13 protein-coding genes are annotated in these 12,956 nt (G+C 38.3%); 9 read left to right on the forward strand and 4 right to left on the reverse strand.

Annotated features, from left to right (window positions below; genetic code table 11):
- Positions 1-33 precede the first annotated feature (33 nt).
- The 3 genes from MKI85_RS10420 to MKI85_RS10430 all read left to right on the forward strand — a co-directional run bounded on the left by MKI85_RS10420 (position 34) and on the right by MKI85_RS10430 (position 2,700).
- The gene (locus tag MKI85_RS10420) at positions 34-837 is read left to right on the forward strand and encodes a hypothetical protein (protein ID WP_241627550.1); all 804 of its coding nucleotides are present in this window, start codon (positions 34-36) and stop codon (positions 835-837) included.
- Between the two features lie 64 nt (positions 838-901).
- Entirely contained in the window at positions 902-1,672 is a 771-nt protein-coding gene (locus MKI85_RS10425; RefSeq protein WP_241627552.1) for a tRNA threonylcarbamoyladenosine dehydratase, read from the forward strand.
- 176 nt (positions 1,673-1,848) lie between these two features.
- Positions 1,849-2,700, forward strand: a complete 852-nt coding sequence (locus MKI85_RS10430) for an acid phosphatase (RefSeq protein ID WP_241627554.1) — start codon at positions 1,849-1,851, stop codon at positions 2,698-2,700.
- A gap of 67 nt (positions 2,701-2,767) precedes the next feature.
- Here the strand turns inward: MKI85_RS10430 and dusA are convergent, their stop codons facing one another.
- Positions 2,768-3,790, reverse strand: a complete 1,023-nt coding sequence (gene dusA / locus MKI85_RS10435) for a tRNA dihydrouridine(20/20a) synthase DusA (RefSeq protein ID WP_413351656.1) — start codon at positions 3,788-3,790, stop codon at positions 2,768-2,770.
- 133 nt (positions 3,791-3,923) lie between these two features.
- Between dusA and MKI85_RS10440 the strand changes: the two genes are divergently transcribed.
- Complete coding sequence (locus MKI85_RS10440) at positions 3,924-5,072, forward strand: tyrosine-type recombinase/integrase (RefSeq protein WP_241627556.1); 1,149 nt, start codon at positions 3,924-3,926, stop codon at positions 5,070-5,072.
- Here MKI85_RS10440 and MKI85_RS10445 read toward each other — a convergent pair.
- Positions 5,056-5,328 (reverse strand): pyocin activator PrtN family protein, encoded by a 273-nt coding sequence (locus MKI85_RS10445; RefSeq protein WP_241627558.1) that lies wholly within the window; start codon positions 5,326-5,328, stop codon positions 5,056-5,058. The genes MKI85_RS10440 and MKI85_RS10445 overlap by 17 nt on opposite strands.
- Before the next feature lie 182 nt (positions 5,329-5,510).
- Here MKI85_RS10445 and MKI85_RS10450 point away from each other — a divergent pair, with 182 nt between their 5' ends.
- Positions 5,511-6,389, forward strand: coding sequence for a hypothetical protein (locus tag MKI85_RS10450; RefSeq protein ID WP_241627559.1), 879 nt, complete (start codon positions 5,511-5,513; stop codon positions 6,387-6,389).
- Between the two features lie 102 nt (positions 6,390-6,491).
- Here the strand turns inward: MKI85_RS10450 and MKI85_RS10455 are convergent, their stop codons facing one another.
- Positions 6,492-7,262 (reverse strand): hypothetical protein, encoded by a 771-nt coding sequence (locus MKI85_RS10455; RefSeq protein ID WP_241627560.1) that lies wholly within the window; start codon positions 7,260-7,262, stop codon positions 6,492-6,494.
- A 161-nt stretch (positions 7,263-7,423) separates the two neighbouring features.
- Here MKI85_RS10455 and MKI85_RS10460 point away from each other — a divergent pair, with 161 nt between their 5' ends.
- The 4 genes from MKI85_RS10460 to MKI85_RS10475 all read left to right on the forward strand — a co-directional run bounded on the left by MKI85_RS10460 (position 7,424) and on the right by MKI85_RS10475 (position 11,948).
- Positions 7,424-9,298 (forward strand): helix-turn-helix domain-containing protein, encoded by a 1,875-nt coding sequence (locus MKI85_RS10460; RefSeq protein ID WP_241627563.1) that lies wholly within the window; start codon positions 7,424-7,426, stop codon positions 9,296-9,298.
- Between the two features lie 363 nt (positions 9,299-9,661).
- Positions 9,662-10,636, forward strand: a complete 975-nt coding sequence (locus MKI85_RS10465) for a YagK/YfjJ domain-containing protein (protein ID WP_241627565.1) — start codon at positions 9,662-9,664, stop codon at positions 10,634-10,636.
- 53 nt (positions 10,637-10,689) lie between these two features.
- Positions 10,690-11,613, forward strand: coding sequence for a hypothetical protein (locus MKI85_RS10470; RefSeq protein ID WP_241627567.1), 924 nt, complete (start codon positions 10,690-10,692; stop codon positions 11,611-11,613).
- A gap of 161 nt (positions 11,614-11,774) precedes the next feature.
- Complete coding sequence (locus MKI85_RS10475) at positions 11,775-11,948, forward strand: hypothetical protein (protein ID WP_241627569.1); 174 nt, start codon at positions 11,775-11,777, stop codon at positions 11,946-11,948.
- Positions 11,949-12,110: 162 nt separating this feature from the next.
- On the opposite strand, the gene MKI85_RS10480 is transcribed toward MKI85_RS10475, so the two are convergent.
- Positions 12,111-12,680, reverse strand: a complete 570-nt coding sequence (locus MKI85_RS10480; protein ID WP_241627571.1) for a hypothetical protein — start codon at positions 12,678-12,680, stop codon at positions 12,111-12,113.
- Between the last annotated feature and the right edge of the window lie 276 nt (positions 12,681-12,956).

The following is a 12,956-nucleotide window of genomic DNA, read 5'->3' on the forward strand; positions in this document are numbered from 1 at the left end:
TCCTGTATAAAACTAAATTTTAAGATCATTTTTATGTTGAAAGCATTATTGGCAGGCTGTGTATTTTCTTTTCCTGCTTTCGGCTATGCCAAACCACAACCCCTTTTACTAAAACAACAAAAAGTCACGCAGGCACAGCGTGAAAGTCTTTGTACTCAGCTTAAGATTTCTTGTCATCCTGATGCAACTTGGCAACTCTATCAAGTACCGAACCATTCCAAACGTCATTATGTGATTGAAAAATTAAAACTATTCGAGTTAGAGGAAAATCCACAAAGTTATCAATTACGCAATGATTGGGATTTTTCAGCCTATCAACCACTGAGTCAAACACCACATTGGACAGTAGATGGTCCTTCTGAAAAAGAAGACTTACTCGATCAACATGGCAATTTTATTCGAGCTGATGCCTTACACTTGTATCCGGTGTTATTTCCCATCAATGATACAGATTACAGCATTGCCCTGATTCAGCGTTGGGATGAGATGTATTCGGGTGGCGGCATGACTGAAGAAGTGGCAGACTTTTTACAACTCAAGCCTCAGGGTAAATACCAACAGATTTTTCAGAATATTCCATTTTCTGTCTCAAGGATGATTCGAGCCTGTTTTTCGGAACAGGATTATGCAGCGTCTGGGGAACATTGCCATGATTTAGAAAAACTGGTGCTGAATATTGAATATTTACAAGCGAATACCTGGCGCATGAAATATCACTATATCCGCACGTTATCGCCATCCTCAGATCAGTCACCGATGAATCAACGTAAGAATTATGTACTGAAGGTAAATACAGCCGATGCAATCCAATTGCCAAGCGCATGGACCGCATATTAATCCGCAACTTTTAAATTGAATTTGATAAAATAGCCGCGATTCTGTTTACTGATTTGATCTCCCTATGACTGATTTACTCCAAGATGATGAATATGAACGCCGTTTTGCTGGCGTAGCTAAAATTTATGGAGAACCAGCATTTCAAGGGTATGAAAAAAGCCATGTCATGGTGATTGGAATAGGCGGTGTGGGTTCTTGGGCTGTGGAAGCCTTAGCACGTACTGGTGTGGGGGAACTCACTTTGGTGGATATGGATGTAGTGGCTGCATCGAATATTAACCGTCAACTCCCAGCGATGACTTCGACATTGGGCTGTGAAAAAATTGAAGTGATGGCAGAGCGTTGTCGTTCCATCAATCCGAAAATTAAAATTAACCTGATCGATGATTATTTAACACCAGACAATGTTAAAGAGCTGTTGAGCAATACACCTGATTTAATTCTGGACTGTATTGATGATGTCAAAGCCAAATTGGCACTGATGTTACATTGCCGCTTTAATAAAATTCCGTTAATTGTGTCGGGTGGTGCAGGCGGTAAACTTGATCCACTGAAAATCCGAGTCGCAGATTTATCCAAAACTGAACAAGACCCGATGTTGGCTAAGTTACGGGCACAACTACGTTCTAAAGGGATTTGTAAGAAACCGAAAGAAAAGTTCGGGATTACCTGCGTCTATTCGATTGATAATCCATTTTCTAGTGCCGATGTGTGTCCGAGCGCAGGTTTACGCTGTGGTGGCTATGGTTCGGCAGTGGTGGTGACCTCAAGTTTTGCCATGATTGCCGTGGCAGAAGTACTAAAGAAATTAGAAGCAATTCAAGCAAAACGTTAATTTTCATTGCGCTTGTTCACTGGAAAATTTACATAAAATAGTGCTGTTCAACGGGGTATATCTCGCGTGTACCCCGAATTATGTTATGTTGATTAAAAATTGATTCTTATAAGAGTCTGCATATTCAAAATTATAAAGAATGATAGAAATAACAGAGAAAAGAGGTAGATATAACAATGATAAGACCCGTGGGATTTATGCTATTGGCCTTGGCAACCGCTGTGACACATGCCGAAATCAGTAGCTATGAAAAAGAATTACGATCAAAACATCAGGGTTATTTAACCGAGTCGACCGTCGATAGTGCACTGATTTTACCGCCACCACCAGCAGAAGGCTCTGTGACCAAAGCCAATGATGAATTCGTCAATAAAAATGCCCTGATGTTGTACGGTTCTGACCGCTGGGTGCAGGCAGGCTATGACAGCAATTTATATTTACCCAGCGCAGCCAAAGCTTTTTCTTGTTCCGCCAATGTCGACATAAGCAAAGAAAAGACCCCGACCATTTATAAAATCTTAGAGACCTCTTTGGTGGATTTGGGGCTATCTTCCTATGCGGCTAAAAACAAGTATCAACGTGCTCGACCTTTTATGAGTAATGGTCAGGGCATCTGTGAAATTTCTGCCGCAGACCGTGAAAAGTACGGCATCACTTATGATGAAAACAAGGAAAAATTATCCACTGATGGTTCTTATCCATCGGGGCACTCGACCATTGGTTGGGGTTGGGCACTCATTATGAGTGAAATAGCACCGCAACGTGCCAATCATATTTTCTTACGTGGACGAGCTTTTGCCGAAAGCCGCTTGGTGTGTAATGTACATTGGCAAAGTGACATCATTGAAGGTAAAAATATGGCAGCCATGACTGTGGCGCAGTTACATACGCAAAAACAGTTTTTAAAAGATTTGGAAAAAGCGCAGAAGGAATATCAGGCTGCACAGCGTAAAGGCGATGTGCCAGATCCAGCTTCGTGTGAGTTTGAGAATAAAGCCTTGTCGACCACAGTGGGTTCAGTTATGTAAGTCGAAAAAGCCAAAGTTAGAAAATAAAAAGCCCAATTTCAGATTGGGCTTTTTTGAGTCGTACTATTTAAGGTTGTACTTGATGTTCAATCAGGTAATCTTCGGTACGCTTCATGGCTTCTTTAATGTTTTGAATGGCACTTTCAACATCGGCAAAAGTTTTGGCATTGCCACCACTGAGTGCCTGACGCCACTTTCGTGCACCTGGCAAGTTTTGGAATAGACCGAGAATATGACGGGTCAAAATTGATAGTGGCGCACCTTCAGCCATACGCTGAGCAATATAAGGCAGCATTTGCTCCATAATTTCAAAACGGTCTGGTGCATCTAGTTGCCACAGTTGCCCGAGTTCTGCCAGTAAATATGGGTTGTGGTAGGCTTCGCGACCAATCATCACCCCATCTACATGTTGTAAATGTTGCTCTGTTTCAGCAAAGGTTTTAATACCGCCGTTAATTTCAATCAGCAGTTCTGGACGGTCTTGTTTGAGTCGATAGACATCTTCATAGCGTAGTGGCGGTACTTCACGGTTTTCTTTAGGGGATAATCCCTGAAGTAAGGCAATACGGGCATGCACAATAAAGTTATTACAGCCCGTTTTCGCTACGGTGTCGACAAAATGCAGCATTTCTTCATAAGAATGCATGTCATCAATCCCGATACGGTGTTTCACTGTCACGGGAATATCGACGGCATTACGCATTGCCGCAATACATTCCGCGACTAAGTCAGGCTCTGCCATTAAACATGCGCCAATTTTATTGTTTTGTACGCGGTCACTTGGGCAGCCAACATTTAAATTAATTTCATCGTAGCCCCAGTCCTGCGCCATTTTGCTACAGGTGGCAAGGTCTTTCGGATTTGAGCCACCCAGTTGTAGCACAATAGGATGTTCTTGATGGTTAAAGTCGAGGTGACGTTTGGCATCGCCAAATAAAATGGCACCTGTGGTCACCATCTCAGTATATAAGATCACATTCGGGTTAAATAAGCGCGCAAAAAAACGATAGTCCTTGGTGGTCCAATCCATCATCGGTGCTACACTGATTCGTGGAGATTGAGTGTTTTCAATGTTTTTGTGAATAGTCATTAAAAATCATACCTTTAATCTATGTTTAGCAACCTGTTTGAATCTGCGTAAACCCATATTTAGATGTGTTAATCGGTTTGCATTTACACCAAATTTTACACCATAATGAAAAAAACAGTTCATGGTGTAAATTATGGGGTCAATTACAGCAAGGAAAGGTGCAGATGGAAGTATTAACTTTCGTGCAGCGATTCGAATCAAGCGAAAGGGCTTTCCAGCTTACTCTGAAAGTAGAACATTTCATTCAAAGAAGTTAGCTGTAAATTGGATTAATAAAAGAGAAGTCGAAATACAAGAAAATCCAGATATTCTACTTGGCAAAGAAAAGCTTATAGATCTAACTTTATCTGATGCCATAGATAAGTATTTGGATGAAGTCGGGAGCGAGTACGGAAGGACGAAACGCTATTCGCTGCTCTTAATTAAGAAGCTACCAATTTCGCGCAATATTATCACAAAAATAAAATCAGTACATTTGGCTGAACACGTGGCTTTAAGAAAAGGGGGTATCCCAAATCTTGACTTAGAACCTATTGCAACCAGTACACAACAGCATGAGCTATTGCATATTCGTGGCGTACTAGCACATGCTGCTGTGATGTGGGAAATGGATATTGATTTAAATGGATTTGATAAAGCTACGGCCCAGTTGAGAAAAACACGCCAAATATCATCTAGTCAAAAAAGAGACCGGTTACCTTCGAGGGCTGAGTTGATAGCATTGACAAAGCATTTTGCCGAGCGATGGAATTTAAATAAATATGGGTCAAAGTACCCAATGCATTTGGTTATGTGGTTTGCCATATTTTCATGTAGACGCGAGGCCGAACTAACTAGGCTTTCTCTTCGAGACTATGATCCACATCATTCAACATGGAAAGTGCATGATCTAAAAAATCCAAATGGCTCTAAAGGAAATCATAAGACATTTGAGGTTATTGACCCTTGTAAAGAAATGATTCAAAGATTGATGTACCCAGATGTGAGAGAAAGGATGCTGAAACTTGGGTATGACGAAAATTTGTTACTCCCTTTGAATCCTAAAAGTTTAGGTAAGGAGTTTAGAGAGGCATGTCGAATGTTAGGCATTGATGATTTGCGATTTCATGACTTGAGGCATGAGGGTTGTACTCGATTGGCAGAAGAGAGTTTTACTATACCCGAGATTCAAAAAGTTAGCCTACATGATTCTTGGAGCAGTTTACAGCGCTATGTGTCGATAAAAGCGAGAAGAAATATTCTACAGGTGAAGGAGGTGCTACGCCTCATCGATGAAACGTAGCAAAGTCTTGAGCTGCTTTCGAATACTCAGCATCTAAAACGGTAGCAAAGTCTTTTACGTGTACCAGAAAAGGTGCACGTTTACTTGGATCAATTTTAAATACTGAAAATGGAAATTCTTGGTTGTTTGCTTTTCTTAAAGCTTCAGCTTTGCTTAAGTGAGGATAATATTCTTTGACTATTGTCATAAGCTCAACAGTCATAGAGCGATATTTTATAAACAGGAGTTCTGTCGTATTAATTTGAAAGCAACACATGTCGTCGAATACTCCATACTAAATTTTTTTTAAATCGGAAGCCTCTTAAATTGAAGGTCAACCACGTCTATACTTTCATCCTATTTTTTTGACATTGGTTTTTATATAATTTTAATAATTAGAAAAAATAATTTGCTAGAATAGTTTCATAAGATTCTGAAAAATATTACTTAGATTAAAATATGAAAAATTGCTCAGTTCGTGAATTTAATCAGCTTGTCGATGAAATTCTCAATGGTTTTATAGATCAGGCAGGACCATTTTTAAAGGAAAAAAAGGCCTTGACTGAGACTGACCTTAAAGTTGAGTTTGAAGCTTCAGAGCAACAATTGCTGATTAAATTGATGGTCGAATATAGTCACATGCCGCTGTTGGATGGGATGTATTCAGTACAGGATTTACTGAATTTACTTAACCTAATTAGTGTTGAGATAGCTGGACTCAATAATTACAGGCAGCAGCAGATTAATGAACGATATTCAGAAATCTTAAATAGATACATTGACTTGGTTCTCGATGAATCAGGAAGTATCTATGTATACAATCAAGGTCTGAGGCGTCGAATTAATGGTATTTTGAATGTGCGTAAAAGATATGCACTGCTGTTAAATAAAAAACTTGAAATATTCTATTCAGAGCTAAGAGCTTATGTTCAAAGAAATGGAAAATTTAAAAATGCTTCGCAAGCAGTGCAGTTGATTTTACCTACACTACAAATAAAATTTAGGGAATTTGATCTACAATGGGTTCGAAACAAGGTTGCAGAAAATCAAAAAAGAATTGAGGAGTTAATTGATACTAGAACGGTGAATGAAACTAGAGGGGAGGATAGTCTTGGGTCGTTCATTACAGTTCAGGATCGAACTTTTTTAAATCAGATTGGAGAATTGCAAAATGAAAATAAAAAATGGGAACAGTTTTTAGTTAACCCTGATAAACATTTCCCTCAGCAAAAGAAATTGCCTTTTAATACCGCGTATTGTGATGAAGTCCTGCTTAATCATTTGCGGCGGCGTTCTGATTTGATAAAAGAAATTATCCAAATATCACCACTAACTTGAGGTAAGGGGGTACAGATTCTGGTCACTACAATCATGCCATGACCAGCTTTATGTTTGTAGTTTATTGCGATCTAACATATGGAAGGGAGCGCCATCTAAAAATTAAAAATAATAGCTATTCATATTTTCAGCATGAATATATAGATCAACCTCTTGGTTGATCTTTTTCTTAATTTTTTCTTGTATATCATCAGGAACTGTCTCGTATATTTGCTCTTTTTCCTCTTGAGAAATTTCCCCAATAAACTGGAGGAGTTGTTTTTGCTGAGTAATTTCTTTGACTAGGCGTTGAATTAGGAAGTCTTTTATCAGGCTTGTTGTTTTTTGTTCAAACGAAAATTGTTCTCTTATTTTTTTGTTGTTGTCTTTTAGTGCAAAAATTTCCTGTTTTAGTTCCTGTATTGTTTGGTCTTTTTTTGCGATTTCTTTTTTATGTTGGTTCTGGCCATCTTTATGGCAATCAAGTAGGTATATAAAGCAGTCTTCAATTTTTTTCAGCTTTTGTTGTTTCATTAAAGTGTCAATTCTTTCCAGATTTTTTTTACTAAACCATAATTGTTTTTTCTTTAATTCTTGAAGTTTGTTATTTTCTTCAAGCTTAAATGTGCGATACCTAGATTTTAATTTTTCAAAATTTTCGCTAGTCACCGTTAAAGTTACCTGCTGATTTTCTATGGTCATATTGGCGTTTAATAGGGGGGCGACAGAACGTACTTTTATTCTATCAACTATCAGATTGTAAGGGGTGCTACCCTGTGGAATGGACAAAACTCCTTTTTCATTTTCCTTGTCATATTCATGCTGGATAAAGTCAATTTTGATTTTTCCATCCTTATCTACCCATTTCTGTAAAGTTAATTTTTTGTTCGCCATTTCTGGTCTCACTTTTCTTGAATTCAATTTCATTAATTTAACATTAAATAAATATTATAAAAACATTAAATAAACGTTAATTAAATGAATTTTAATTTTAGATTATCATTTTATGCCTATCATGCTAAGTTGTTCAAAGATTGCTTATATAGAGCTATTGGATGAAGGATTACGGCAGAACTGATTTGAATGAGACAAAATATTATAATTTGTGCTTATTCCTCCTAAAGAGATTGGACGAGGCATCAATATCAAGTTACGGTGTCTGGGTATTTTTGCGATTCATTTTGCTATTTGGGGAACGTGAAGTTTCTAATCATTTAGAAGAGTTAGCGCAGCTTATCGGAGTGCAACACAAAAAGTTAAGAGTGGTCTTAGGAGAGTTGGATGAGAAAAAAATGCTGGAAATTAGCTATCCTGAAGGAGGTAAAAGAGTCCGTGTTCGGCATGTGAAACTGCATCCTGAATTTGTACGGAGCGTCCCCAGAAAGTATAAAATAAACAAAAATAATACATTTATTAAGAATGAGCTAAAGTCTAAGAAGAGTGCTTCTACTGCAGATTTGTCAAAATTCATTAAGAAAATTTTTACAGTAATTCTGAACGTAAAAATTGGTCGGCAGCAAAATGTTGATCCTAATTATTCTTCGGATCTAGATTACCGTTGTTGTTTAGTGCTGCTGAAGTTACTTATGGAAAGTGATGCATTTGGTATCGTGATGAGCTGTGGCACACCAGAAATTGGGCAATTTTCAGGGTTGAGTAAACAAGCCATTTATCGAGCGTTACATCAGTTAAAAAAGCTGGGGTTTATTCGTAGTCATGCGGAGGGTGGGATTCATGTCGGTTTTATCAATACAACAGCACCTATTTATGCTCTTAATTTGTCGCATTCTTTATGGGGTGAGAGTGCACTGTACGGGAGTTTTTTGATTCTCGAGTACCCACAGCAGCATGTTTTTGAGATTCAAAAAATTGCCTCAGTATTTAGCTTGATTGAAAAAGAGAGACCTTTAGAAAATGGATTACCCAAACAGGAACTATTGTTAGATTTATATTCCAAACTATTACGTTCCAATGGTTTTTACTTAAGAAATAATCCCCTATGTTTGATGGAGCCGACAAATTATAAGTTGGATGAAATTTTCAATACTGTGCAACGGAAGTGGCGGGATCCTTATTTAATTGAAGTGATTGAGCATTACTTACATCTAAAAAGTTTTTTCCCTAAAAATAAGCTTCGTGCCAGTTTTAGCGTATTGGATGAAGAAAATATTTTTGTAGCACCTATAGGAGTGCGAACTCATCCAAAGCTAAATGGTTTCTATCACCGCTTGGGTATATTACAAAGTATGTTGGAACAGTGGGGGAGCAAAATATATAGTCATCAATTCGGATTGTATAAATTGCTTGAGCAAGGAAATCTAGTGTCAATCAACGATGTGATCCTTGCTCAAGTTATTCCTAAAAATTTAATTAGTAGCTATGAAATTTCAGATTCGGCTTACTTAGAGCATGAGACAAATAAGCATCGTATGAGAGAAGGTTTTAGTGAAAGTTGGGTGACGGACCCTTCCAACTCAATAAATGATGAAAAAGATGAGAGTCCTCAAGTTAATCCTAATTATCAGATGCGACGGGCATATGAAGCTATTCAACTTAGGATTTTTTTAGGTGAATTAATTAAGTTGATTGCAGCGAATCAAATTTACTTCTTCCAAAAAATGTTGAAAAATTTGGTTGAAAATCAGCAGGCTGAGAGTCCTTTGTCACGCGGTACTTCCGATCATATCACTCAATTTAGAATTCTTCCTCGAGCGTTTGAAAATCGACAATATACGGTTTTTTTTGTCCCGCAGTGTGAACTGACGCAAAATGAGTATTTCTTTACGAAATTGAAGCAATTTGATTATCGTTTTGATGAGTTTGCTGGTGGGTGTCTGGAGGTAGTCGCCTCCCAAGTCCAGCCCATTTCTCCTACGTTGACTGAACTTCAGAAGTACGGATTAATGCATCAAGCCTGTGAGGACTATTGATCAGGTTTGAGTAACATGGTTCTTTTGAAACAGGATAATTCTCTCAGCTAAAAATTCTGTACAAAAACACAAAATTGTTCTTTTTCTACAGGGGACGTGCCTAGGAATTTTCTCATTTTCTGAAATTGGGTTGGTGTATTTATTTATTATATATAAACAATAGAATATATAACTAATAGAGATATATCACTATCTACTCATGTTAGTACTACATAGATATACAGTAACTTAGTCATTGTTATCCAATAGCAGGATATAGATACGATACCGATATTGGCTATAAGTAAGATCTGATCAAGTAACCAACGTAAAAAAATATACAGAACTGCTTCCTATGATTTTAATGATCATAGGAAGTAACACATGTCAGTTGAGAATAGATCAGAAGCACTAGATTCAAAAGTATTCGATTTCATACTTGCGTGCTTTGAGCGTAAATTGGAAAAGGCTCGCATCGATTGGAAACAACCCATTGGATTACGTGACAGGCTGTATAGATGGGTAGGGGATCAACAGATTGAGATTGGCAATAACTATCGAATGTGGCACTGGTTACTCAACTTACCTGATCGAGAGTACTGTCCGCGTATCCAGTTGTTCTCCAATTGTTTCCATGCGCATTTTAACGGGTATACCGATGAGGAGCGTATTCGTGCATTAGACAAGAATCTGTATGGTCATCTCCCGCATATTCTGGTGCAGTTTGCTTATGAACTCAATTCCAAGTCATATAAGCGTCAAGCGGCAGACACAGCCTATCAAGTGAAGCAAAGACAAGCAGTACTTAAAAGCCAAATAGATACGCTGTTGTCTCAGTACTCTAGAATCTTACCATTCCGCTTCGACCTGTATTACTACGATAAGTTTAAGGATGAGGTCAGTAGCGTAGAGTTTCGACAGCACTTGGATGAATTCAGTCGTCAGATTCGTAAGACCTGCAATTTTGCAGAGGAGGGTAAACAAGATGTTGAGATTCTGTTCTTTGCGCGTTTAGCAGAGCAAGGGAAAATGACAGGGCATTATCATGTGCACTATCTCATTATTCTGGATGGTAAGTATCACCGGAACGTATATCGCTTTGAAACTATCGCGGATGCACTTTGGAGACGGATAACAGAAGAAAAGGGATACTTAAGTGATTATCAGGAGGAAACCAGTTATGGACGACCGAATATCAGTGAACACGTGATCCATCGCGGTGATACTGAATGTATTGAGAGTTTGTACTTTGCTGCAAACTACCTTGCCAAAAATGGGACAGACAGCGGCAAGGATCAATACCTAAGGTGTAAGCCCAAAGGTATGGAGTTGTTTGCCTGTAGTCATCGAAGGAAGTAAAAAAATATGGCGTTGGTACTTCTATGAACAATTATCTTCATGGAGTACCCCACATGAATTACCAGCACATCGAACACGTTGTCGCAGTTGAATTGCAACAGACCATACATCAGTATTATCAGGCGGTACGCACTGATAAAGCCCAATTCGATCCAGCATTCTGGCTCCAACGTCTCTCACTATTGGTACCTCAGTTTCAAAGCGTATGTATTTACCAGAGTCAGTTTGAATTTGATATCTGGCTGAGTTGTTTTATGGTGTGTTATCAGCAGAGCTTGCTGGAAATGAAGATCCAGTATTTGCCTAAGCCATCAGAATCCACATTTGATCAATTCATCATAATTCTGATGCAAAAACTCGAAAAGCAGTTTACGAGTGTCAATATTCGTGAACAATTGAAGCAACGTGATGAGATCGAAGCCAAGCAACAAGAAAAGGAGATTGAGCGCTATCATCGAGTGACGCAGTTTGTGCATGAGCCAATTCCAGTGCACTTCTTCTGCCGATATCATCCTGAAGTGGTCTCACAAATCTCCATTCTTGAAATGGCGATGCACATCAAAAGCTTCGAAAAAGGCTTGCAGCGTATTTTCGAGCAATATGGTTGTATTTATTCATATCGCTCTATCTTTCGAGATGCTCAACAACAGCAAAACGTGGCGGTATACAGTTTGGCCTTTAATACCAAACTGATGAATCAAGCCGGTCATGAACATTTGATTGTGCTACTGAATCAGCTGTGGCAGCAGAGTTCATCAGGCTATGGTTATCCACTGGAAATAGATTCCATGCATGCATGGCAAGACCGTTTAATCGACCCTGTATCTTTATTGTTGAGGCAGGTTGAGGGGTTGAGCATAGAGGATATGATCCAACATAAACTCAGTATGGTCGGTGAAAACATTGAAGAGGTGGTTATACGACCTAGACGTTTTAAGCTGACCCAAGGTAAAGCCAATAAGGGTTACGTCTTCTAACGTGAGCAAGGTTGATTGAGGAAAACGCATGCCAAAGCTTACAGTGCTGAGAAAATAAACATCAGAGGGTCGAGGTTGAAGAATTGCGTCAAGCTGTGGCGTTTAGCTCTGTTTATTTCAGTAAGAATCACTACAATCCTCCTCAAAAGGAGGAAATGACCATGCAAACTCATCGTGTCCATGTCATGCAAGGTGAAGGCAAAGCAGCGGAGCTCAATTGTCAGCGGGATAGCAACAATGAAGTGATTCGAATCTTTGACCTAGAGGGCAATACACTACCTCTAAATCGACGCAATCGCTGTGTCATCTGGAATGCCGAGGTTTGGTATTTCTAAATATTTGGTATTCATCATTTAGACCTAAGCAAAATGGAGCAACAAGATTGCTCCATGCTTGAATAATTAGTTATTTGGCGTTTTTGTTTTGCGATTATAAAATATCTAGGTGATTTTATTATAGCAAGTATTACTTTGTTGGAAGTTTAGAGCTAGCACAGTTTACTCACCGTGGATTTTAGAGCTGAAGAATTTTTCTACTTTAGCAACAGATTCTTCAATTTGTTTACTGAACTCATCATTCTCAAATGCAAAATATATTATGTTGTTGTTTTTAATGATTCGCTCTGGATTATTATCAATAGTAGCACCAGGACCTGCATAAGCACCTTTCATCCAAAAGTGCAACCAAATAGCACCTTTTAACTTCCCAATACATTGTTGAATATCATTAAAACAATCATGTGCAGAGTCTGACCATATGACCTTTGCTTCAAGACGTATTGTTTGCAACTCTGCCCACTTTTCATAAACAGAAGACATTCGCTTATCGTATATTCGTTGTTCTTCTTCAAGGTGGCGTCTGGCTTCAACTTCATCTTTGCTTAAATACAATAGAGGGTCTCTAACAGCCTGAAGTGCTTGTTGAACTTCATAAGTTTTTAAGACAGCTTTTCTTGAGAGCTCATATTCACTAGTTCCTTTTAATTGTCTCCTCCAAGTGAATAGTCCGAAAGTCCCTATACTAAGACCTCCTAATGTACCTATGATGGAAAATATATCTTTGGTCATAGACCAATCGATATCACGGATCATTGCAATGCATAAATTCAATGTATTCCCCTTAAAAATAGATGTTAAACATAGTGTTGAATCGCTCTAGAATTATTAAATACACGTTAATGTAGTGTGTAATTGCGAAATCCCAATCATTACTTATGACTTATTTATACATGGTCAGAAGTTCTATTATATTTGTTAAATTTTAAAGTGTTTTAGAATTTCAACTAAATCAATAATCTTAAAATTATTACCCAATCAAGTGCTTACTTGACGATCTTGTACGCG

The organism is Acinetobacter zhairuonensis (genome assembly GCF_022601715.1).
Lineage (GTDB): Bacteria > Pseudomonadota > Gammaproteobacteria > Pseudomonadales > Moraxellaceae > Acinetobacter.